Source organism: Flavobacterium tructae (assembly GCF_001853485.1).
In the GTDB taxonomy this organism is placed as follows: Bacteria; Bacteroidota; Bacteroidia; order Flavobacteriales; family Flavobacteriaceae; genus Flavobacterium; species Flavobacterium tructae.
This window is the reverse complement of sequence record NZ_MIKE01000023.1, coordinates 223,020-248,267: the sequence shown is the minus strand read 5'-3', so window position 1 is coordinate 248,267 and position 25,248 is coordinate 223,020. Positions and strand designations below refer to the sequence as shown.

Sequence of the window (25,248 nt, the reverse complement as noted above, 5' to 3'; positions counted from 1 at the left end):
CTACCGATGAGTAAAAACGTAATTCACAATTTCGATATTTTAATACAAAATAGTGCTGATATAAATAGTGCTGAACATTTAACCAATGTCATGATAAAAGAGCTGGCAAAAATTTCAAAAGAAATGAGTCAGAAAAAGGATATAGAACAATTATGGCAGGAGCAGGAGAGCCAAAATCCTTTTGTCAACAACTCTAATTTCTCAGCCGAAGGGGGCGTGAACGATACAATTGCTAAAACAGGAAGTAACACAGCATTATCGGTAAACAATACTCCTTCGGTTTTCGGAGAAGCGAGGCATACTTTTGATGATATAAGAGGAGGGGCTGGAACTATTCCTTTTGGAACAACAAATGTTAATACTTCAATCGGAGAAGGCGTTGCTGATACTATCGACAGCACAATGATGAGTGCTGTTCTATCAGTTAACACTACTTCTCCGATATTTAGAGTTGAAGATGATACTTTAAATTTAAGTAAAGGTTTAACAAGTCAGATTTATTCTGGTGTGGAGGCGCAGCAAATGCTGACGATGCCGGAAAAATGGCAAACAAATGGTGAGCCCACTCTGGAAGCTGTTAAAGAAGCAATCAGGAAAAAAATAGAGCAGGCTAATGCTGCAAATGATAGAACAGCAGTAGAATATTGGACTATAATTTCTAAGGCTTTTGATGAAAATAAAGGAGCGTCTGTTCAGGATTTTGACGGTAAACCAAATCATGAATTATTTACAGAAATGTATGCCACTCTAAAACAGTCAAATTCAGTAACAGCGACCCCAAATTTTAATTGGGAAATCGTTCGTGAAAAAATGATTAAAGCCATTGATACCAATATCTTGCTTGGGAAAATTTCCGAAGGAAGTAAAAAACGCTGGAAAATAATCCAACAAGAATTACAGAAAGACAGCACCAATGTTGCTAATCTTTTCGAACAATATAATGAGCTATTTTTATTGCTAAGACAAGTAGAGGGACTGGATGACTTACCTGGTACAATTACTATAACCACTAAAACCAAAATTTATCCTAATTTAAGCGCAGATAGACTTTATGGTAAGATTGGAAAAGAGGCTGTCTATGTATTCTTAAAAGAAATAAGTTATGAAGATGTTCAGGGAAATGCAGTAAAAAGAGGAGCGGTCAAAATAAAAAATGCAAATACTTCTTCATTTATTATAGGAGAAACTTTGGAGTTTTTCCTTGACGAAACCCTGATCGTTCAAAATGGAAATAAAAATGATGGTATTAACTGGATTGTTTACAAAAAGAAGAAAGGTAAAAAATACGAAGAAACTATTTTTGAAGATGAAGGGACATCCTTTAGTTATAATTTTGATACAGCAGGCACTTATAAAATTGAAGCCTATGGAGATGAGTACGGAGCCAACAATAAAAAAAGTAAAAAGTCATTCGCTTTTACAGAAGTAAAAATAGTGGCTCAGGAGATTGTTATTACACCTCCTTCTATAGTTAAAGAACGATTGGTGAGACCTTCATCGAAAGAGGTTTTATTTAAGACAGCTTTGAAATACCCTAAAGTAAAATCACTAAATCCATTAAAGCTTTACTATCAAATAGAGACTAAAACTAATAATAAAGGAACCATAATTTCAGACGAAAAAGAACTAGATTCAACAGGAAATATTAGCGTATTGATGCCCGATTTGGGAACTTATAAGATTAAAATAATCAGTAAGAATCAATATGCATTGACGCAGGAATTTGAAGTTTCAGCAATTAAAAATGAAGTGACCAGTATTGGTCCTATCAAAGGAGAATCAAACAAAAATGTCTTTTTATTGGGCGGTTCAAATAAGACTTTTACTTTAGAAGCAAAAACTTTTAAAATACCTCCTACAGATAAAGAAAAACAGGATGTAAAATGGATCGTTTATGATTCTAAGTATAATCCGTATTTAACGTCAGGAGATATCTGGTATACTGAAAAAGACACTCCAAAAAGAAAGCACCTTCATAAATGGGAATCTTTTGGGATATCTGTGCCCGATAAAGAAGGGCACTACACAATAGAAGCCTTTAGTGACATAGCAAAAGGTGTTGATGCTAAAGCTGTCTACAAAATGGAAGTGCAGCGTCCGCAAGTCACTGAGGCGTATTGGGCTTATAGTAATGATGACAAAAAAGAAACTTCTGGTTTTTCGGGAGAAGTAAATCATGTAAAAGCGAAGATTCCGGGCTATGACAATCAGAAAGTAAGAATTAGTTTTTACTTAAACGGCAGTAAAGCGCCTTCTTATTATAATGAAACGACAACGAATGAAAGTGGAGAAATAAATAGGATTATAACTTTTGATGATACTTTTCAGAGACGTTTTGGGATTCAGGAAGGAAAAACGGCGAAAATTAGTTTCAAGTTGATGGGGATACAAAATAATAGACTGTATGCATTTAAGAAAAATGCCAGTGTAAATACGGCAGTTTTAAATGTTGTAACGGGTGCAAACATAACAGCTGCCTATTTTCAGTACGATGGAAAAAGAGTCACGGCAAAGGATGAAATTCCTCTTAGCTATAGCGGTGGATATGTAACCATTGTCGCTAAAACGCAAAACATGATAGGGAAAGAAATTGTATTAACAGCCCATAAAGTCGATGAAATACCAATCTACAGAAGTAAAGTAAAAATAGATTCAGAAGGTAATGCATCTGCGACTTTTAAAATAACACGTCGCAAGGGTGCAAAAATTGGCGAAAAAATGAGTTACTTCGTAGGTATTGAAGGACATTCTACTTTGCATCTAGGTTATAAAGGATTGAATATGGTTGTAAGTAATGTAACAAATACAGCCAATACAGGGACTTACAAAAGCCATTTTGACGAGAATATGATACATGTTTTTAAAGTTGAAGGAGGTTATGTTGATGATAAAAAAGATAGAGGTGGTAAGACGAACAAAGGGATTACTTTTAAGACATATGAAAGTTTTTATAACCTATATGGTAATGGTGAAGCAGGAACAGTAGAAATGCACAGAAATCTTTCTAATACTGAGGCTAAAAAAATATATAAGATTGAGTTTTGGAATAAAATTCATGGGGATGAAATTTATAATGCTAGTATTGCGGCTTATATCTTTGATTTTGCAATACATTCCGGAGTTCCTAATGCTACGAAAGTAGTTCAAGCAACATTAAATGTTTCAGCAGATGGTGTTTTTGGAACAAGTACAGTGAATAATATTAATCGGGTTGATCCTAAAATATTTTATGAAAAATTAGATAAAAATAGGAGAAAATTTGTTGAAGACATTATTAAAAAGGATCCTACACAAAAGGTGTACGAAAAAGGATGGGAAAATAGATTAAACGAATTAAAATATAAAAGAGAGGAATACAATATTACTCAGAAAATAGAAAGTTGGCTGAAGAAAGAATATAAAAAGAGTCCAATTAAAGATAAAAATTCATCTATAGCTGCTCTAATTTTGGAAGCGCATGCATTAAATTTGGTTGAATTTAATTCCGAAGGAAAACCGGGGGTTTTTGAATCAGGGCTTGGAGGCAGTCAGGATACTTTTATCAAGATTAGAGATGGAATCATAATAGGAAGTGGTAAAGGAAATGCTAAACCAAATAAATTTGACCCTACCTTGACCGATATACCAATAATTGAAACAGCCTTAAAAATAATTCAGTCTAATGTTAAAAACTGGGTTGATAACAATTACAATCCAAAAGAACCGAATAAGTTAAAACTGGGTAGTTTTATGGTTTGGAATAATAATGGTAAAGACCGAATAGCGGGAGCTTTAAGGGGGTCACAACATGGAAATAAAGCTAGTGCAATAGATATTAATCTTAGTACGTATTCTAATGATAAAATTGATTTTAGTAAGCCAAATGCTGAAACAATGGTTTTAGAAATTATAAAGCATTTACCTAAAGGTAATTATGGTTTTGGCTTTCCTAAGCAAGGAAATTTTTTTCCAAACGATGAAAAATTAAAACATGGTAAGTCAGAATATAACAAAGTTTACAATCAAGCCTATCATCATTTAAAAAGTGAAGCATTAAAAAAAGAATTGCAAAGGAGAATGGATGATAAAGATATAATTATTGTTTTTTCAGATAACCCGGATCACTTTCATATTCAATTAAATTAAGGTACTATATTTTAAAAATGTACTATATTTACTTCAAATTTAATTATATTGTGTATGCGTTATTTGCTTATTGTTTTATTTTCTTTAGTTGCTGTTTCTTGTGTTAAGAAACAAAAAGATGTTGGTACTGTAGGTGTTAAAAAAGGAGAAAATACTAAGGGTCAGGTTTTAGGTAATAAAAGGATAAAAGAACTTGAAAGTCAGGTTTACCATCTTATGCTTCATGAAAATAAGTATTGTTACTTCTTGGGAAAAAAAGGAGATTACCAGAATATAACACTTAATTTTAATGTTAAATCTCTTATTAGTGATGCGACCATTGATAATATTTTTTATGACAATGAGTTTAATCCTTTTAGGAATCAATTGTATCGGATTAAAAATTATAAAGTCGAGAGTAGTTCCAATTATGAGATAGCTGTTTTTGATGAATTTGAAGGTAAGGATGCGAGAATTAATTTTGGACTTATTAATAAAAAGGATGATGTCTGGAAATTCGAATTTCTACCTTCATGGAAAGAAGAAGAATCCAAGAGAGATTACCTTGCAAATCTTGATTTGCGTCAGAAATATTTATTTGTAAATAAAAAGAGTATAGACTCCATTACAGTATTAACCAAAGGGGTATGGAGTGAGGATGATAATGACGAGAATTTAGATACTGTTTGTTATAAAATGCCCTATTATTTTAAACTAAAAGAGAAATACAAACATTGGAAAAATTACAATCCAATTCGTTTTGTTTCTTCAAAAAACAAGGTTGCAATGTATACATCACCAGATGTATCGTCAGAAGTCGTCGAAAATTTAAAATATAATGACTGGGTTATTATTAACGATACTGTAGAAAAGGGATCAACAGGCAATAATTCGTGGCTTGATGTTTATGATAGGGTAAATTTTCGGAAAGGCTATATTTTGAATAAAGATTTAGCTGAGAAACCAACGTATAAAAACTTACTCATAAAATAAGTAGGTGGTGAGAAAAATGGATGATAAAAAAACAAAAGCTACCTGCTAGAGGTAGCTTTTGTTTTTCATATAAATTGAAAAACAGTGTTACCTATAAACTGCCTTTATCTGCAAAGGAATAATAACTTTCAGAGGTAACAATTAAATGATTGATTACTTTAATGTGTAAAAGAGCACCAGCGTGTTTGGCTTTTTGAGTAATCAATTTGTCGGCAGGAGAAGGAAGTGTTTTACCTGATGGATGGTTGTGTATCATAATTCCGGCCGAAGCATTTGCTTTGAGTGCCGTGACAAATACTAATCTAAGATCGACAGATGCTCCAGGTATTCCTCCCGAAGTCACTTCATAAACTCCAAGTACTTTATTGGACTGATTGAGAAGTAGAATTTTTTAAATTACTATTTTTGAGAAAAAAGATAAAAAAAAAATGAAAATAATGATATGCCTATTTCTTTCTCTATTTATGTTTTCTTGTAAAGATAAAGAAAACGGAAAAGTCAAAAATGAACTTAAATTAATTAAACCACAGGAAGTTGTAATAAGTAAAGAATTAAGAGGTCTTATTCCTGATGTATATGAAAATGTTGTTACAGAAACTATTGATTTTGATAATGACTCAAAGAAAGATTTCATTTGTACAGTATATGATTCAAAAAGAGATATAAATATAGAATATTGGATTACTTCCAATTATAAATTATTCTTAGTTAACGAGTTTTATGGTAGTATTAATTATAAATTTTTCATTAATCTGGACAAGGATGATATATTGGAATTGTTTAGATGTTCAGGCGAAGAAGATGGTATTGACTATGCTTTTTATGACATTAAAAATAAAAAATTGGAGCCTTTCCTTTATTTCACTCCAATTTTAATTGACAAGGAGAGACCAAATAATTATTTTCATGGATATCCATGGGATATTTCAGAAATAGTTGTTTCTGATCATAAATTGCTTTCGTCTGTTGCTAATAATATAGAAATAGATGGAAATGTTTTAGTTCCTGAAAATCAGAAATTTTTGCCGGTTATTTTCTTTAAAGGTAAAACAACTCAGCCAGAAATTAAATATGATAAGAAAATTAAAAAGGAATATTTTTCGTTGGAAAAAATTATAAATACTGTTAATAAGGTAAGTGAGGGGCAAAATTTTAATTGATAAAAAGATAGTTTAATTATAGAATATGCGAAATTGTACAAAACTATTGGCTTTGCTATTAGGAGTGATATTAATTAGTTGTAAGCGAGAAACTAAAACTGTTTCCAGTAAGAATGAAGTTAAGAGAGAACAACTTGATAAAAAAGTATATACTAGTAATAGAGAATCTGATTTCAAAGTTGCGCCTGTCAATTTTTTAGAAGAAAAATACAAGGTAAATGGGTATTGTCTTCAGGATCATAGTCCAACGTTCCCTGTTTATTTTTTTGATCTTGAAGATTTGGGTTTTTTTGATGTGAATTACATTGGAAAATCAAGTTTGATTCAGGATTATTGGTCTGTTTATAATAAGAAAGGTTTTTTTTCGGAATTTAAAATCAATACAGGCGACGAAACTTCAAAAGAGATAAATGATAAAGTAAGCCAAATTTTAAAACAGAAATTAAATGAGTATTACATTGTTGCTAGTTTCTTACCTAAAGAGGCGGTCTCAAAATACTACAAGGACGGATCAGGAGATTTTGATTTAAAAGAGAATGCCTGTACTTATTTTTATATTCATGAAAATAATAAATGGGTTTTTCTAAAAAAGCTTTTAACAAATAAAATAACCAAAGAGGGAATTGATTTATATACGGAATTGTTGTTGTCCTACAAATTAAAAAATCTTAAAGCAATTGATGAAAATTATCAGGGTAATTTTTCGGCAACTGTTGAAGAGGAGTTAACAACCGAAGGCACGAGGCATTCAACATACAATTTTACGATAAGGGAGGATAAAATTTCGTTAAAGTTAGATTCCTTTTACGGACACTCTATTGGCGAAGGGGATTATAAAGGAACAGAAGAAAATAATGTTTTGGAATTATATTACAATGGAAATGATGATCGATGTATAAAATTAGATCCCACTTACTTAATAAAAAAAGAGGGGAATAAATACTTCATCAAAGGAGTCGGAGGTGAAGGAACTTTTCACGAATGGATAAAACTGGATAAGAAATAAAATATGTTTTAAGATTTTATAAAGCTGCCCTAATCGGCAGCTTTATTTTTTCAAAGATGAAATTCCTTATTTAAGCGAAGTCAGATAAAACTCCGGGAATGTTTTTACGGGGGCGTTGGTGGCGATGTCAAATGCAATGTGGGTGCACATTCCTGCTACCAGCCAAGATGCAATTGGGAGTTGGGGAGGAGACAGGTTCTTGTTTTCTTTTTTGTATTTGTCCAGAATTTCTTCGAGCCATTTTTGCGGATTTTCCCAATAGCGCATATACTCTAAAACATAATCGACGACATTCACTTCGCTAAATTTTTCATCTGGTTTTTTTAGAACCTCTAAGTCTTCATCTTTTGAAATGACCAATACCAATGCGCCCCATCCGAGGTTGTAGGGATGTAAAACCGGAATGTTTTTTTGCTGACAAATTGAATCGAATATAAGCGGAACATCAGAAGTAAAATCCAGAGCGTTGATGGCAATTTTATGGTCTGTAATGTAGTTTCCAACATTCTCAGGTGTTAAAAAACAATTGTGAATCGTGATTTTTGCCTGACTGTTGATAGCCAGTAAGCGTTCTTTAAGCGCCTCTACTTTGGGTTGTGCAATATTGTGTTCGGTATAATTTTGTCGGTTTAAATTGGACAATTCGACAACATCACCATCGATGATGGTTAAGGTTTCAAAACCTAATCGCAATAAACATTCAGCAATAGCACTTCCGATACCTGCTCCGCCTAATAATATCGGAGTTTTTTTTATTAATTCTTGTTCTTCCGGGCTGATGTAAAGCCTATTTCTGATGTGCCTTTCTTCCATATTTATTTTTTACAATCGTTAAAAATTTATCTTTTTGATAGAGATAAAAGGGAGTAACAGGGATCCTTGGAGTTTATCAAAACTGTTAATTTACCAATCTGTATCAAAGCTAAAGTATCGAAAATAATATTAATATTGAAGCATAAAAACTTAATAATTATGATTTTAAAATGTGTTCGTGCACTATAGCTTCGTGAGGGGAATTGAAATAAAATTTCTGTTTCAGAGTTTGATGATCTGTAATAATAAAAAAAGGAGATACCTAAATATCTCCTTTTGTTGTGGTCGTAATCGGACCACGATTGTGCACAACGTTTAAAAAATGCACAGATGTAAAAAAATGGTACTCTTATTTTTGAAACTTAGCAATACCGGATTTCAGCCATTGCTCGTATTCAGTGATGTCAGGAGTGTATCCAGCAGGTTTGCTCAGTTTTTGCTCTTTCGTATCTAATAAAATATAGTAAGGCTGTGCATTTGCTTTGTAACGTGTAATTTGAAAATCACTCCATTTATTTCCAATCGTTGTAATCTTTTTACCGGTTTCTTTAGAGACATATTGTTCTTCAAGAGGTAATTCTCTTTTGTCGTCAACATATAAAGAAATTAAAACGACATCATTGTTTAAGATGGATAAAATACGAGGATCAGACCATACATAATCTTCCATTTTTCGGCAATTCACACAGGCAAATCCGGTAAAATCTAAAAGGATAGGTTTGTTTACACTTTTGGCGTAGGCCAACCCTTTTTCATAATCCGTGAAAGCTGTGATGTTATGAGGACCTTTGTGTGCACCGTCTGGTAATGTTTTCTCAGCGGATGAGGTGTTTTTTCCAGCTCCACCCACGCCATACGGAGATTCGCTATACGTCATTGGAGGAGGGAATCCGCTGATTAATTTCAAGGGAGCACCCCACAATCCCGGAATCAGATAAATGGTAAATGTCAATACGATTAATCCAACTCCTAAACGGCCTACCGAAATGGATGCCGTTGGAGAATCATGTGGCAAGGTTATTTTTCCAAATAAATAGAAAGCCAGTGTACCAAATATAGCGATCCAAATGGCCAGGAAGATTTCTCTTTCAAACCAGTGCAGCTGTAGCACTAAATCGGCATTAGATAAAAATTTAAAGGCCAAAGCCAATTCAAGAAAGCCCAGAAATACTTTTACGGTATTGAGCCAGCCACCGGATTTTGGCAATGTATTTAACCAGCCCGGAAACAGGGCAAATAGCATAAAAGGCAATGCCAAAGCCGATGAGAAACCTAACATTCCCACAATCGGTGCAATTCCGCCTTTAGAAGCTGCTTCAACCAGTAGAGTTCCTATAATGGGTCCCGTGCAGGAAAAAGAAACAATGGCCAGAGCCAATGCCATAAAAATGATTCCAATGATCCCGCCTTTATCTGCCTGCTGATCTACTTTATTGGCCCATGAATTGGGTAACATGATTTCGAATGCACCCAGGAAAGAGGCTGCGAACACAATCAGTAAGATAAAAAAGATAATATTAAACCAGACATTGGTAGATAAGGCGTTTAAGGCATCTGCACCAAAAATAAGTGTAATTACGGAGCCCAGAAATACATAAATCAGGATGATTGAAATGCCATAAATAATAGCATTTTTAATTCCTTTAGCTTTCGTTTTACTTTGTTTGGTAAAGAAACTTACCGTCATGGGAATCATCGGAAACACACAAGGGGTAAGCAGTGCAGCAAAACCGGATAAGAACGCAATAATGAAAATCATGTACAAACTGGAATCTGTTTTTTCAGGTTCCGTTTGTTTTTCTATGGTGGGATTTACTGTTGTTTTCTTCGTTTTCTCGTTTGTAATGTCAGCTGCCTGAATTTCTTTCGCTTCAAGCGTTTTGAGATTGAATTGAAAGTACTTGGTTTCGCTAATACAATTCTCTTTACATACCTGATAAGAAAGCTCTACTTGTATGACTTCTTTTTTCGGATTGGTCTGCTTGATTAATTGAGTAAACATAGCTTTGTCCGAAAAGAAAATTTCATCTATACCAAAGATTTCATTAAACTTTCGGTGGGTTTCACTTTCGGTTGCTTTTCCAATAAGTTCATAATTGCTTTTGGAATCATGAAAAAGGAATTCAGCCGGAAGCGGACCATCTTCGGGAGTGAATTGCGAATAGACGTGCCAGTCTTTTTCGATAGTTCCTTTAAAAGAAAGCTGATATTCCGAGTTGGATTTTTTCTCAATCGAAGCTTCCCATTTCACAGGATTTATAATCTGCGCCTGGACTTTAGCAAAAGCAAAGAACAGGAATAATAAATAAATTATTTTTTTCATTTTATAGGTTTAATCAGAACGATTTGTTCCGGTTGTAATGGGATTTATTTACTTCGTTACATTGAAAAAAGTATATTCCAGTTTCAGAAAAACACCATCGGTCGCCATACGCTGCATAGAACTGTACAACTCTTTTTTGTAAGCCAGGTCAATTCTCGCCTGACTGTTGATGATAAACTGAATCGAAGGAACTACATCCAGGTACGATCTGCCATTTTCGGTAATGGTTTGTCCGGTAAACTCCAACATTGCATTAATGTTCGTCTGTTTGTAACTGGTGTATTTTTTAGGATGCATTAATTTACCCACAGAGAAGGTATAATTTATGGCATTTTTACCCAGCATATCCGGAAAACTGTAATCGGGATTGTTTAATGCACGCACATAGCTTACAGAAGAACTTATAGCTACTTTATGAAGCAACTGTGTGGCAACCAAACCGGCTTCGTAACCTGAATTTCCATTTGCCAGATCTATGACTTCCTGATTAAAGTAAGAGTTATTGTAACTGTATCGTCCAAAGGCAGCCATCCTGAAATGACTTTGCAAATCATCTGCCGAGAAGAATCGGTATTTGGCATAAAATCCACCGCCTTTAAGGCCCAGTCCATTGTCCTGATTGCTTAAAAAAGCTGAGGTACGAACCATCAGGTTTTTATTGATACCCCAGGTAACTTCCGGGGTTAAATTGTACATGGAACCGCTTTCGAGTTTCTTTTCCATTAAGGATTGTCCAACACGAACTCCGATAGAACCCGCCGGAGCATTACTGGCAGGTTCGGTTACTACAAATAATTCTTGTGCTTCAATTTGATAAGAAACCAGAAATAAGAAGATTAGGGATAAATATCTCATTTTTAAAGGGCTTTTAAATAATAATCATTCTCATTTTCTGTAGCGTAATCAGGATACTTTGAATACGATTTAAGTAGTTTTTTATACTCTTTCTGTGTTACAAAACCTTTGTCTAAAACCCTGTATTTCCCTTCGGCATGTGCTACAGGTTTTTTAATATCGATAAAAGTGTAAGTAGCATCATCGATTTTCAGAGTGGTATTGTCCTCAATTTTATCTACATGAAATTTTGCTGTTAAAACTAGTGATCCAACAAAAAAACCGGCTTTTTCAACTGCTTTTTTCAGGACTTTAGGCTCCAATGAATTGTCCTTTTTAAAATAAACGGTAAACGTATTGGTATTTAAATCGGTACTGATACTGTCTACTTCTGTAAAAGCTTTCAACTGTTTGTTTATGGCATTCGAACACATCGAACAGGTTAATCCTGTTGCGATTATTTCGGCTTTTGTAATTTGAGAGTACGAGTTTACACCAGTTAATAATAGGATAAGTGTAAGAGCTATGAATTTTATATTTAGGGTTTTCATCTTATTTTTTGTTTTTTTTAATTTGAGCAATTATTTGAGCTTCTGTTGGATTGATGGCAACTAGTTTTCCTGATGCATCAAAAAGAAAAGCAGAAGGCAGCGCTTCAACTCCGAAAGTCAGAGCCGTTTTGGCTTCAAAGCCTTTTGGATCAATTAATTGCTGATGTTTCATCTTGTCTTTTTCAATGGCTTTCAACCATTTTGTTTTGTCGTTATCGATTGATATTCCAACGATTTCAAAATTCTGATCTTTGTATTGATCGTACATTTTAACCAGCTTTTTGTTGGCCAGTCGACAAGGAGCACACCAGGATGCCCAGAAGTCTACTAAAACCGTTTTTCCTTTAAAAGAATTTAGTTTGGTTGCAGTATTCTTATTGTTTTGCAGTTGAACATCCGGAAAACTGTCTCCCACTTTTATTTGTGCATTTGTTATAGAAACAGCTGCTACAAGGGTGAATAGTGTGATTGTATTTTTTATTTTGAACATGATTTCTTTTTTATGTTTGCTCGTAATTGGTATTAAATAAAAAGGTTACGAACAAAATGGTTTTTAATGATGTGACGATGAAGTACTTTGTTTTTTATCGCTTGGTTCTCTGTCGTATTGACAACATCCGTGTAGTTCGTCATAAACCGCATTTGGAGCCTTAAATTTTTCATTATCGTATCCTGCATCAGCTATGCGTTTTAGAATGGCATCAAGATTCGTCTTTTGAGAATCGTAAGTAACAGTAGCAATTTTGGTGTCTTCGTTCCAGATTACTTTGGTTTCTTTATTAACGTTTGCGGCAGTTTCGATCACTTTTTTGCACATGCTGCAGTTACCGTTTACTTTTACTTTTTCAGTGGTTTTATTTTTAATTTGAGCGCTGGCGAAAGTAACTGATAGCAATAGAGACATTGCCATCAATAATTTTGTTGTTGAGTTCATTGTATGTAATTTTTTTGGATGAATTAATCTTAAAGCACAGCAGAAACTATAGCAAATACAGCTATCTCTGACAATAGATTAAGATTAAAAAAAAGTTTTGAATTAAAGCCTTAAAAAGACTTTTGGATAAGACAGACCTTTGGCCGTCACAAAAGAAATCTAGCTTATTTTAGGTGGAAGCCAGATCGAACGGAAATCTGAAGAAATAAAGATTTCGGAATAAAAGTAAGTTTGTTTTTTTTCAGAAAAACCAAAAAGAGAATGGTTTTCTACCTGAAAGATTGCCATTGGCGAGAATGCACAGTTACTGGTTGGCGTACAGGAATTCCCCATGCAGCTCTTATCACAGCCATGTTTTTTGTCTTTCGAATCTTTTTTGCTGCAACAATCTTTTGCTGCAGATTCTTTTTTGCAACATGACATTTCTTTTTTTGTTCCATGCGCATACGTAAACGTTGGTCCCATCAGGAAACCAAGTGTAACGAATAGCAATATGTAAAACTTTTTTGTCATAGTTGCTTGCAAAGATATTTTTATTTGTCGGGTTCGCTTGTTAATTTTTTTGTAAATAATTTAGAAAAAATGTAAGGCTGCAGAATTTTCTTTTTTGAGAGGAAGCTACGGGGCTTTTTAAATTAGAATTTGAGGACAGAGGGGTATCATAATTTTTTACCGATTTATCATTTTTTTAGTTCCGATTGGTATTTTTTTTAGCATAGAAAGTATAAGTATAATTTGGTTAATATAGTATTGGAAGAGGATAACATTTGTAAGTAAACAAAGGTTAATTTCGAAAAATTATTTATAGAATATCAGACTGTATTGTTATGCTCTTTTAGGCTGTCTAATATTCAAAGTACTGTATTAAAGGATCTTTTAAATTAAAAAAATGAAAAAAAAGAATGTCGCTTATTTAATTCTATTGGTTGGTGCAATTTCTATGAATGCACAGGTTGTAAAAGGAACGCAAGGAAGTAATGGCCCTATTGGTGGGGGGAACAATAGTCCCGGTTTATATATAGGGGCAGGCGGAGGAGCGGCTGTTAATGCAAATGCTACAACCACAAATTTAAATGTTGGAATTGGAACAAATAATCCATCTGAAAGTCTGGACGTAAATGGGAATATACGTGGGAATATTTTCAAGGCTGCTTCTATCACTGCTTCCGGAGCTATTACTTCTGGTGGTACAATTCAAGGTAATTCTATTACTGTAACAGGTGACGTTAATGCTAACAGAGGTTTTTTTACAGGTAACGTTGGGATTGGAACTTCAAATCCTTCAAATGTACAGGGTTGGAGTAGAGTGTTAGATGTAGCCGGTGCAGATAATTCAAAGATTTTAGCAACAGTAGACAATTCAACTTATAAAACAGGTATTTTTTCTCATTCTTCATGGTTTGGTGGTGGAGGGTTTATAGGCACAGAAAGTAATCATGCCTTATTTTTAATTGCAGGCTATGATCCTAAAGTTGCTATTCTTCCAAATGGAAATGTAGGTATAGGGAGCAAAAATCCAGATGCGAAATTAACCGTGAATGGTGATATTCATGCCACTGAAGTCAGAATTAACACCAACATTCCTGTTCCTGATTATGTTTTTTTGAACGATTACAGGCTAAGAACGCTGCAAGAAGTAGAAGATTACATTAAAAAAAATAGCCATTTACCAGAAATACCTTCAGCAAAAGAAATTGAAAAAGACGGATTGCTTTTGGCAGAAATGAACCTGCATTTGTTAAAGAAGATCGAAGAAGTCACATTGTATCTAATTCAGCAAAACAAAGAAATGGAAGCATTAAAAGCAGAGGTAAAAGCTTTAGCTGTACAAAAAGATAATCGCAATTAGTTTTAGTGGTTGCCCGATTAAAATTAGTGCTGTACTCCTGTTATTGTATTTGCAAAATTTGTTGAAGTCAGACCGAATCAAATTAAACTCTATCGCTTGTTTGTAGTTTATCCAAATTATTGAAGATTATTTTTTCGAGCCTATAATCTTAAAAATAATGAAAATGATTTGTGGTAATAATTTTTATAAAAAAATCAAATGAAAAAAACATATCTATTGAAGGGATTAGTTCATACTTTCATATTCCTTTTTATCAATAATTTATCCGCTCAGGTAACAAATAATTCACAAAAATTATTGCCGCAGATGATTCCGCCTTCGCCAAATGCTTATAATTTGGGAAATTATGGTAATGTCCCTGTTGGGATGCTTACAGGCTCTCCTAGTTTAAATATTCCATTATACAGCTACAAAACAACAAACTTAGAAGTGCCCATCGCTTTGTTTTATGGCAATAATGGTGTAAAAGTGGATGAAATATCGTCGAATGTTGGGCAAGGTTGGAATCTAAGTTTTGGAGGTGTGATTTCAAGAATTATTAGAGACGAACCGGACGAAAAAAGACAAACCGATTTTGTTCCGCCAAATGATAATTTCACTCCTGCACAAAAAGAATCTTATTTTAAATTTATTGCAGAAAACGATATAATTGATAGTGAATCGGATTTGTATAGTTTTAATTTTGGAAGTTATTCGGGTAAATTTATTTATGACCATGATAATTCATTGGTTATGATGCCGGCTCAAAATGTTAAAGTAGAAAAACTGGCCGACGCCGAATCGTATACCTTTGTTATAACAACTCCGGATGGAGTTAAATATTTTTTTGGCAATAAAGAAACTACATTTATGCCAAAAGAACCGGGAGGAAGACCATTTCCTATCATTGCGACATCGGCATGGTATATTACTAAAATAGTTCATCCAAAAGGAGATGAGGTTTACTTTAATTATGCGCCTAAAAGAGATAGTTATATTACCTCTAAATCACAGACTCTTACAATGCAATCTCCATATGTACAATTAGATTGTACTGGTTCTTTGCTTACTTATTCTCCAACATTTAGTCCAATTTTTGATCATCGTATCGATATTAGCGGGCAGGTAATAACGTCGATTACAAGTAATAATAGTGTTAATGGAGAAATTAATTTCAATTATTTAGAAAATAATAGTGCAGATGTTACCAGTGGGAATAAAAAAATAAGCGAAATAGTCATAAAAAAGAATACTATTGATGCAATTGAAAAAGTTAAGTTTACCTATTCGACTACACCAAACAATAGAGTTTTCCTGGATAAGATACAATATAATGATCCAGGCAAAAATTATCAATTTGAATATTTGGACAAGAATAGTTTTCCAGCTCGATTATCCTTTAGTCAGGATCATTGGGGGTATTACAATGGGAAGAACAATACTAAACTTATTCCAAATAAGACAGGCTTAGAATTTGATAATATAGAGTACGGAGGAGCAGACAAAAACCCGAATCCGGATTTTGCAAAAATAGGAATGCTGAATAAAGTAATCTATCCTACCAAAGGAAGTACGGTATTTGAATATGAACCCAATGATTATTTTGGAACTAAAACGATAATTCCCGAAAGAACAACAGTAGGAGCCCCGATTGATAATTCAGGTGCATCGACTAAAGAGATTGTTGTAACCAGTTTAAGTGATCAGGATATTAAAATAAATGCGGCTGTTGCATTCAATATGTATGAATGCCCTGATGGAGATGCCGGTAAAACCAGAGCTACAGTGCGAGCCAGAAATACGGCTACAGGGAGTTATGAAGATTTTCGTAACAGATTGTCTAATGGAGATCTTTTTAACCTAGGTAATTCCATACAATTAAGCCCGGGACAACCACAAGAATTTATTTTGCTGGCTAAGCCTAATCAAACCTACGTAATATCAATAACATTAGGCAATTTTTCTTTGCTAATGCCACAGCGATCCTGCACGACAGCGACTCTTAATGTAAATTATATGGCATCGGCTCCTTATGACATCCAAACTAACATAGTTACCGGAGGCATGCGGGTAAAAAGTACTAAAGATTATTTCGATAACGGTTCAGTCCCAATTTACAAAAGATATCTTTATGCGGCTAAAAGTGATTTAACAAAATCTTCTGGAAATCCGGGGAAAATGCCTCTTTATGTTGATAGAACATTGGATAATACCTCTTGTATGATACCTACTTCTCACGGACCAGTAGAAACATTTTATTTAAGAAAATTTGTAAACATATCATCCGGTAGTATTGCTTCGCTTTTTGATAATGGAAGTTCAAATGTTAACTATCAGTATGTGACAGTTTCAAATGGTAATGACACTTTTATTAATGGAGGTGAAGAACATAAATTTAAAATTTATCAGAATAATTTTAATCAGATATGGGGTACGCTGCCGATAGCCGGTTCCTCAACAGACTACGGTTTGTTGGTTAATGGCTTGCCGGAAACGGTCACTTATTTTAGTGCCACTAATAAAATAGTAAGTACGACAACCAATCAGTACGATAACCTATTGCTTAAAGAGTCAAAATCGTATAACACCAGAAAGTATTATGATATTTTTGGAACGATTAACGAAACAGGGATTCCTAATGTTAGTGTAACGGAATACAAAAACAGTTCTTACTGGAACTATTTAAAATCCAAAGAGGAAATACAATATGATGTAAATGGACTAAATCCGTTAAGTACAGTAACTAACTATTTATATAAGAATCCGAATCATTTCCAGTTATCGGAACAAAATACGAATTCCTCAAACCAAGAAGCGATTGCAACGAAATATTACTATCCGTTAGATTCAGAAATCGCAAATGAACCCTATGTTTCCGAGTTAATTGCTAAAAACATGATTAATGTTCCATTGAAAACAGAAACATTTAGAAACTCGTCAAAATTATCAGAACAAAAAACAGTATACACGAAGACTGCGGGGAATCTATTGGTTCCGGGCTTTGTTTATGAGGCTAAATTTCCTAACTCTAATGCTGGTTTAAATCAGTTAGAAAAGAAAGTTAGTTATAACAATTATGACGGTAAGGGTAACATCACGCAATATACCATAGAAAATGGTGCTCCGGTATCGATTATCTGGGGGTATAATAAAACTCAGCCCATTGCCAAGATAGAAAACGCGACCAATACGCAAATAGCCACTGCTTTAGCAGTTTCAGATTTAAACACTGTTAATGAAAGCAATTTGACCGCAATAAACAACCTGCGTTCTGTACTTCCTGCTACCATGATCACTACTTATACTTATATTCCATTGGTAGGAATAAGTACCATCACTGATCCTAAAGGCGATAAAATTACCTATACCTATGACAGTTTTGGAAGACTCCAATTTGTCAAAGACAAAAATGATAAGGTCCTTTCACAAAACCAATACAATTATAAACAATAAACCAGAAGCATCATGAAAAAAGTAATTAAACTCCTTTTGGTTTTGTTTCCTGTTATGGTAATTGGGCAGACGACAACCCAAAATTATATCAAGACCACTACTTATAAACAAGGATTTACAGAAGGTACAGTACCTCTAAATCCAACACCGGTGCAAGCAGCTCAAAACACCACTTATTTTGACGGACTCGGAAGACCCGTTCAGAAAATTGACGGGCAGCAGTCCAATACCGGTAAGGACATCATTACCCATATTAAATATGACAGTTTTGGAAGACAGACAGAAGAATACCTGCCTTTTAAATCGGCCAATACAAACATGGCTTTTGATCCGCTCGCAGAGACCAATGTCTTGTCCTATTACGCAAGCCCTAACCCAACGGTTACTGGAAATCCCGCTATGGAAGCTACTACCAATCCTTATAGCAAAAAGGACCTCGAAGCTTCTCCGCTGAATAGGGTTCTCAGACAAGCTGCTCCCGGAAATGACTGGGGTTTAGGATCCGGACACGAAATCAAAATGGGCTATCCAACCAACGGGGTTGAAGAAGTAAAGCTCTTTAAGGCCAATACGTCCTGGGATGCAGGATCAGGGTTGTATGTTATTTCGTTTTTTAATAACAACTATTATGCTCCTAACCAGTTGTATAAAACCGTTAGTTATGACGAAAATACTGCCGCTGCGCCTGTTGAAACAAACGGTTCAACTGTAGAGTTTAAAAACAAAGAAGGACAGGTTGTTCTTAAAAGAACCTACGGCACTGTAGGGGCCGGAAGTGCTAACGAAAAACACGATACCTATTATGTTTATGATAGTTACGGCAACCTTACTTATGTGATTCCTCCAAAAGCAGTAGATCTGATAGGTACCTCTACAGGTATGCAGACCAATCTTACCTCTGTAGCTGTTGTAACTCCGGGAACTTCTTTATCACTAGAAGCAACCAACTCAATTCAATTGTCAGCTGGATTTCATGCTCAGACAGGAAGTACTTTTAGTGCCGTTATCGATCCTGGAACTCAGGGAATTTTAGACAATCTTTGTTATCAGTACAAATACGATCACCGTAACAGACTGGTGGAGAAAAAACTGCCGGGTAAACAATGGGAGTTCATCGTGTACGACAAACTCGATAGAGTGGTCGCCACAGGACCTGTAAATTCTCCTTTTTCGGATATCACTTCCCCGGGATGGATTATTACCAAATACGATGTTTTTAACAGGGCTGTGTATACCGGATGGATGAGCGCTACTGCTGCAACTGCTGCCGGAAGAGCAACCCTGCAAGCTGCTCAGAATAATCCTGCTCTTATCACTATTAACGAAAGCAAGCAAAGCAGTGGAACTCTGGATGGTATTGCGGCTTATTATACCAATGTAGTAGCACCTGTTGCATTCAAACTTCTTACCGTTAATTATTACGACAACTATACCTTTCCAACTGGGGGTATTACAATACCAACAACTGTAGAGGGACAGACTACTTTAACTACAAACGAGGTAAAAGGGCTCACAACAGCTTCCTGGACAAGAGTACTTACTACAAGTACCAGTACAGCAGGAGAAACCACGGCTACTTTTTATGAGCCAAAGGCAAGACCTGTTAGAACTTATACACAAAATTATTTAGGAGGTTATACCTATACTGACAGCAAGCTGGATCCTTTTTCAGGACAATTACAGTACAGCATTACCCGACACAAAAGAGCCGCTACTGATGCGGAACTGATGACAAAAGAGGTTTTTACGTATTCGCCTCAAGATCGTTTGCTCACGCAGACCCATCAAATAAACAACGGTGCTGTTGAAGTCTTATTGGATAATAGTTATGACGAATTAGGGCAGTTGATTATTAAGAAAGTAGGTGGTAATACTCAAAAAATAGATTATGCCTACAACATTCGCGGATGGCTTAAAGAAATCAACAAAGTAGGGGCTTTAGTTCAGGGAACCGATCCAAAAGATTTATTTGCTTTTAAGATCAATTACAACACCCCTACTGTAGGAGCAACACCGCTGTACAATGGAAACATTTCAGAAACACATTGGACAACCAACTCTGACCCTGCCGGGATGATAAGATCTTATGGATATAAATATGACAATCTGAACCGCTTAAAAGAAGGTACTTACAAAAAAGCCACAGCATTAAGCAATGCCTATAATGAAGCTTTATTATACGACAAAAACGGAAACATTGTAAAACTTACCCGTAACGGAAACAGTGAAACCCTCCAGCAGATTGATGATCTGGCCTACACTTATGCCAATAACAATAACAGCAACCAGTTGGTGAAAGTTATCGACATTAGCAATAAAACGATAGGTTTTAAAGATAACACCGCCACAACTGACGATTATAGCTATGATCCTAATGGTAATATGACTGCTGATGCCAATAAAAACATTACGGCTATTACCTATAACCACTTAAATCTACCCAAAAAAATAACCTTTGCGACCACTGGAAATATTGAGTACATTTACAATGCTGCGGGACAAAAATTACAGAAAATTGTAAACGAAACCGGAAAAACTGCTATAAAAACAGATTATCTGGGCGGTTACCAGTATGACAATAGTGTTTTGAAGTTTTTTCCAACAGTTGAAGGCTACGTAGAACCTTCAGCAGGTTCTTATAAATATATTTACCAGTACAAAGATCATTTAGGTAATGTTCGTTTGAGTTATGATAAAACACTGGCCATTAAAGAAGAAAACAATTATTATCCGTTTGGGTTAAAACATGAAGGTTATAATAATGTTAAAACTGGTGTAGAAAATAAGTTCAAGTATAATTCGAAAGAATTGCAAGACGAACTGGGGCTTAATCTCTACGATTATGGTGCACGTAATTATGATCCTGCAGTTGGTCGCTGGATGAACATTGATCCACTAGCAGAAAAATCTCGAAGATTTAATCCATACACATATGCTCTTAATAATCCGGTCTATTTTATAGATCCAGACGGTATGATAGCAACTCCTCCTGATTGGTTTGTTAATAGAGAAACTGGCGCGGTAGTTCATGTTGAAGGTCAATCAAAACTAACACAAGCAACTGCAAATAAAATTGGAGCTGGAGATGCAAAAAAATATGATAGACTTGGTGCTGATAATATGTTTGGAAATAATAATGAAAAAGCTAATAATATTAGGGAATTAGGAGCCAGCAAAGTCGAAAATCCTGAAATTTTTATGAAGAAACAAGGTTATGAAAAAGCAGAAAAAGTAAATATAAAGGAAAGAGAATTTGTTAGTGGAGGCGCTATTGGTGAAGAAAAAATAACTTCAACAATTACAGACATGGCACAAATTGGTGAATCTAAAGTTACATATGCTAAACCTGAACAAATGAATGAGAAGAAAGTGTTAGCGGAAACAAGTGGACAAAGTTCATGGAGTTCCGCAAGAAGTACCACTTACACTTTAACGAAACCAGCAGGACAGGACAATGCAAAAACGGCGGAGTATTATGGAAATAAACATACTGATTACGGTACTGGATTAAAAATTTTAGATACTTTTATTCAAATTGCTCAAGGTGTAATTCAATCTATGAAAAAATGATAAAAATTAATGTATTATTGGTAGCATTAGTCGTTACTTTAAATAGTTGTAATGATAGAAAAACTTTTAATAATGTAACAAATCAAAGATATTTGACATTAAAAAGCAAGTTTGATTCTACTTTGGTTAATCATTTTCCCACTACACTCAATTCGTCTGACAACTTTGCAGTTGCTAATACAAATTCCGAAAAAAATGATGTTGGATTATTTTTGTTCGAATATAATTTATCCTCAAAAAGTATAAAGGACTTAGAGAAAAAAATTATTCAGAATTACAAGAGTGTTTACACTAATAAAGATTTGTGCCTTTTGATAGTAAATAGATTTGAAACTGAAAGAACGAAAGATAGTCTTGAAATGGTAGAAATAAGAGATTCTTCTTTGATTGACAAACCATGTTATAAAAAACTACTGCCTGTTCCAAATTTCATCGATTTTTCGATTTCAAATAATGTTGATTTCTGGAAAGATAAAAGTTTCAAAATTTATGTTTTAACTGCAGAATCAGGAAATTATTTTAAACAATTCGAATTACAACCTAATCCACAAATGCCAAAAGGATGGGAAAATGGATTCTCAAAGGGTGTTGCAATAAACAAAACTAAAAATACTGTTATTTATTGGAGCATAATTTGGTAAATTTTAATAATCTGCTATAAAAGCAAAAGCCACTTCATTGCGGAGTGGCTTTTGCTTTTATAGCAATTTTAAATGTACTAAAAATGTTAATTTTGAGCTTAGATTATCCTGTTTCTGCTGGGTAGCAATTAGAAAAATTAGTAATCAGAATTGACAAGCCCTCCCTCACTGTATCGGTTGTTTTGATACCAAAAATCGAGATTTTTAGTATCAAGTTACTTTCCCATGATGATGAGAAGAACATCAACTTCAACCACTACCATCGATGCTTTAAGCGAAAATTCCACAATTTTTGAAATTTCCCTGACCAGTGTCTCATTTAGGAACACTGATTTAGCCATCCAGAAAAATATTTTTGAAAAAAGTGATAAAATGCTACACTTTTGAAAGTTTGTTAGTATTTATTGAGTAGATGCTTGATTAACTTAGCTCGTTATGCGAAGCGTTCTTTTAATCTCGCCAACTTCGCACCTGCAAGTTTCGTTAAAGTATAAAAAAGCAAAACCTCGCTGGATGGCGAGGTTTTGAGTTTTTAAAAGCTTTGGACAGAGGAAAGTTCTGCTAAAAAAGACTCGTTTTTAATCTTGGTTCTACTTTATTGAAGACTGATGTTTATTGTACTTCCATCTTCAATAATTTTTTTGGTTATTATTTTTCTGCCTTCAGAGATTGTTATTTTTAGTTTTTTATCGACTCTTTCCACTGTAATATCAAAATCATGTTCAAATGCATTGATGTGGCGCAATTTCATCATGGGCCAGGATTTAGGAAGACGTGGCGTGAAGTCAAACGAGTTCAGTGCTGTAGGTCGGATACCAAATAATCCTTCGGTGAAAATTCGGCAATACAATCCGCTTTCTGCCGAAAGATGACGCTGATCACCTTCGGGATAGGCTTCTACAGGGTAGGGAACATGATCTCCTAACAAACGACGGTTTGAATAATAGTGCAGAAAATCCAGCGCTTTGTCTGTTTCACCAGCAGCGAGAACGCCTCTTAGGGCATACAAAGTCGAACGGTCCCAGAAAATTTTGTCACCCGCAATGCTGGCAAGACCGTCTTTTGTCCATAACCTTGGTGAGAATAAGGCCTCAATTGTTCCTTCTTTTCGGTCGTAAATACCCATCGCCAGCGGGGTACAGATCCAGGCTCTTAGAATATCATTTTCTTTGTAGTATTTATAGGTTTCAAAACCTTCGACTTTAGCCCCGAAATACTTCTCAATAGCTGCCTTTAATTTTTCAGCTTCTGCTTTATAGGTTTTAAGCTGTGCTTCGTTTTTTCCTAAAGCTTTGCCCAAATAAACAGCAGAATTTAGAGCATCATAATATAAAGAAGAGGTGTTTAAATTGGCCTTTCCGGCAGGAAGACGGCCTTCGAGCTCATCAGAATCGGATGTTACAATACCATCCGAATTTAATTTTCTATGGCAATACTCCAGGCACCATTCGATCAGGGGCCATAATTGTTTGGCTTCATTTGTATTTCCTCTCGAAAGCGCATAACGCGCGGCTCCGTAAGCAATCATTGCTCCGTCGCCACGATCACCGGCTCCGGCCCAAATATCAGTGCCTTCGGCCACAATCGAACTCGGAATAGGCTGGTATTCTTTGTTCATAAATTTTGCAAATTGCAAATAAGCATTTAAGGAGGCTTGATTACCATATTCATATCCTAAAAAAGGAAAGAACGGACCTATATATTCGGCCTGATCATTGGCCCAGATAGCAGCATAGTAAGATTCTCCTCCGGGGCCGTGCATTGGACCGCCTTTGGTTTCAAAAATACTTTCGGAAGCTCTGATTTTAGCAAAAGCAAATTCAGTATTTAAAACAGGATCCGGTGTTTCTAAGATCAGTTTACTCCATATTTGATTAATGAATTGGGTACGTTTTTCTTTTTCTTCTTCGGCATTTACAACAGGAACCTGCTCGTTTGTTTTGACACCCGAGTAGAAAACAGAAAAACGAACGACTTCATTGGTCTTAAGATTAAAACTGCCGGAATTAGCGAGGTCAACATGTAAAGTATAACTGCCTTCCGTTCCTTTTTCCGGATCTGTGGTATAAACAGTATTCGATTTTGGAATTTCTACGGCACAGGTTTTTTCAGATATGTTTTTAAGGGTATAAATTTCAAAATAACCGGCTAAAGTTGTCGACGGGAAAAATTGTCGGGTCAATTCCAGTGTATTGCCGACTTTACTCTTAACGAGTAAGGTTCCGTCCAGAGTTAGTGAAGTCACTTTTTCTGCCACAATCGGTTTGTAGTTTACGGTGACCAAATTAAAACCGTCCTGTGCAAACCTTCGTGTTAAACTGGCATGAGTATTATTAGGGATGGTTCTGAGCATGGGCCATATCAAGCTACGGGTAGCATGGAACGAACCATCCGCTGCAACACCATACCTCAGAACGGCCGAAATCTTCTTGCCACTCATTTCGATATGATCGTCATGCGGAATATTGTTGTTGATCTGCCAGGAAATAGTACCGTCCGGATTGATGAGCCAGCGTCGGTCTTCCTGCGAAAATGCTTTGCCTGCTACGAAGCAAAAAGCGACAAGGACGAATAGAATGTGTTTTTGTTTTTTCTCAAAGAATCTCTTCATTAGAATTGTTTTTTATGGATGTTGAATAATTACCGCCAGCAGCTTGTTATTTATCGTTTTAGTAGTATTTGTTTGTGTTGTTTTTAGATAAATTTTTTATTGGTTTTGTTTTAAAGACGTAGTTGCTTTTTGTCCTGAATTAACAACTGTTCGGTAATTTTCGATGTCATCTTTTTTCTACTGACGGTAATTTTCATTATTTAGGAGTATAGTTTTATAGCTATTGTTTAACCCAAAAGTATAAATGTTATATTCTTTAAGGGAACAGTTCCTACCGGTTTTTTTTAAGGATGCTTAGAAAGCAGAGACAAACAGGAAAAGTAAAGTGGGTAATATAGGATTAGGTATTAAAAAGTTAAGATTGGTTTGCGATGAAGGATTTTTTACGTTTTACGAAAATAGAAACCAATCGGATTGTTCAACAGTG

General features: G+C 34.9%; 17 protein-coding genes. 8 read left to right on the top strand and 9 right to left on the bottom strand.

Translation table 11 applies throughout. The annotated features are described in order from the left end of the window. Positions 1-6 precede the first annotated feature (6 nt). The gene (locus BHE19_RS11990; RefSeq protein ID WP_070907315.1) at positions 7-4,125 is read left to right on the top strand and encodes a glycoside hydrolase family 108 protein; all 4,119 of its coding nucleotides are present in this window, start codon (positions 7-9) and stop codon (positions 4,123-4,125) included. 54 nt (positions 4,126-4,179) lie between these two features. Continuing rightward, positions 4,180-5,097, top strand: coding sequence for a hypothetical protein (locus BHE19_RS11985; protein WP_070907314.1), 918 nt, complete (start codon positions 4,180-4,182; stop codon positions 5,095-5,097). 91 nt (positions 5,098-5,188) lie between these two features. Here the strand turns inward: BHE19_RS11985 and BHE19_RS11980 are convergent, their stop codons facing one another. Next, the gene (locus tag BHE19_RS11980; protein ID WP_083342529.1) at positions 5,189-5,485 is read right to left on the bottom strand and encodes a JAB domain-containing protein; all 297 of its coding nucleotides are present in this window, start codon (positions 5,483-5,485) and stop codon (positions 5,189-5,191) included. 40 nt (positions 5,486-5,525) lie between these two features. On the opposite strand from BHE19_RS11980, the gene BHE19_RS11975 reads away from it, so the two are divergent. Continuing rightward, on the top strand, positions 5,526-6,257 hold the full coding sequence (locus tag BHE19_RS11975; RefSeq protein WP_123923529.1) for a hypothetical protein: 732 nt from the start codon (positions 5,526-5,528) through the stop codon (positions 6,255-6,257). Between the two features lie 25 nt (positions 6,258-6,282). Continuing rightward, a complete protein-coding gene (locus BHE19_RS11970; protein ID WP_070907311.1) occupies positions 6,283-7,263 on the top strand; it encodes a hypothetical protein in 981 nt (326 codons plus the stop codon). A 66-nt stretch (positions 7,264-7,329) separates the two neighbouring features. On the opposite strand, the gene BHE19_RS11965 is transcribed toward BHE19_RS11970, so the two are convergent. The 7 genes from BHE19_RS11965 to BHE19_RS11935 all read right to left on the bottom strand — a co-directional run bounded on the left by BHE19_RS11965 (position 7,330) and on the right by BHE19_RS11935 (position 13,231). Next, complete coding sequence (locus BHE19_RS11965) at positions 7,330-8,076, bottom strand: HesA/MoeB/ThiF family protein (protein WP_070907310.1); 747 nt, start codon at positions 8,074-8,076, stop codon at positions 7,330-7,332. Positions 8,077-8,425: 349 nt separating this feature from the next. Next, the gene (locus BHE19_RS11960) at positions 8,426-10,399 is read right to left on the bottom strand and encodes a protein-disulfide reductase DsbD family protein (RefSeq protein WP_070907309.1); all 1,974 of its coding nucleotides are present in this window, start codon (positions 10,397-10,399) and stop codon (positions 8,426-8,428) included. A gap of 48 nt (positions 10,400-10,447) precedes the next feature. After that, positions 10,448-11,254 carry a hypothetical protein gene (locus BHE19_RS11955; RefSeq protein ID WP_070907308.1) on the bottom strand — a complete coding sequence of 269 codons (807 nt, stop codon included), beginning with the start codon at positions 11,252-11,254 and terminating at the stop codon, positions 10,448-10,450. Positions 11,255-11,256: 2 nt separating this feature from the next. Next, on the bottom strand, positions 11,257-11,784 hold the full coding sequence (locus BHE19_RS11950) for a heavy-metal-associated domain-containing protein (RefSeq protein ID WP_123923531.1): 528 nt from the start codon (positions 11,782-11,784) through the stop codon (positions 11,257-11,259). 1 nt (position 11,785) lies between these two features. Beyond that, positions 11,786-12,274, bottom strand: a complete 489-nt coding sequence (locus BHE19_RS11945; protein ID WP_233431376.1) for a TlpA family protein disulfide reductase — start codon at positions 12,272-12,274, stop codon at positions 11,786-11,788. Between the two features lie 63 nt (positions 12,275-12,337). After that, positions 12,338-12,718 carry a heavy-metal-associated domain-containing protein gene (locus tag BHE19_RS11940; RefSeq protein WP_070907306.1) on the bottom strand — a complete coding sequence of 127 codons (381 nt, stop codon included), beginning with the start codon at positions 12,716-12,718 and terminating at the stop codon, positions 12,338-12,340. A gap of 159 nt (positions 12,719-12,877) precedes the next feature. Then, complete coding sequence (locus BHE19_RS11935; protein WP_083342528.1) at positions 12,878-13,231, bottom strand: hypothetical protein; 354 nt, start codon at positions 13,229-13,231, stop codon at positions 12,878-12,880. Positions 13,232-13,607: 376 nt separating this feature from the next. Between BHE19_RS11935 and BHE19_RS11930 the strand changes: the two genes are divergently transcribed. The 4 genes from BHE19_RS11930 (at position 13,608) to BHE19_RS11915 (ending at position 22,210) form a co-directional block, all read left to right on the top strand. Continuing rightward, positions 13,608-14,567, top strand: coding sequence for an autotransporter outer membrane beta-barrel domain-containing protein (locus BHE19_RS11930; protein ID WP_070907305.1), 960 nt, complete (start codon positions 13,608-13,610; stop codon positions 14,565-14,567). A 198-nt stretch (positions 14,568-14,765) separates the two neighbouring features. After that, entirely contained in the window at positions 14,766-17,999 is a 3,234-nt protein-coding gene (locus BHE19_RS11925) for an RHS repeat domain-containing protein (RefSeq protein WP_070907304.1), read from the top strand. A 12-nt stretch (positions 18,000-18,011) separates the two neighbouring features. After that, positions 18,012-21,569, top strand: coding sequence for a DUF6443 domain-containing protein (locus tag BHE19_RS11920; protein ID WP_070907303.1), 3,558 nt, complete (start codon positions 18,012-18,014; stop codon positions 21,567-21,569). Beyond that, positions 21,566-22,210, top strand: a complete 645-nt coding sequence (locus tag BHE19_RS11915) for a hypothetical protein (RefSeq protein ID WP_070907302.1) — start codon at positions 21,566-21,568, stop codon at positions 22,208-22,210. Before BHE19_RS11920 ends, BHE19_RS11915 begins: the two co-directional genes overlap by 4 nt. A gap of 595 nt (positions 22,211-22,805) precedes the next feature. On the opposite strand, the gene BHE19_RS11910 is transcribed toward BHE19_RS11915, so the two are convergent. Beyond that, complete coding sequence (locus BHE19_RS11910) at positions 22,806-24,821, bottom strand: hypothetical protein (protein ID WP_070907301.1); 2,016 nt, start codon at positions 24,819-24,821, stop codon at positions 22,806-22,808. Positions 24,822-25,248: the final 427 nt, after the last annotated feature.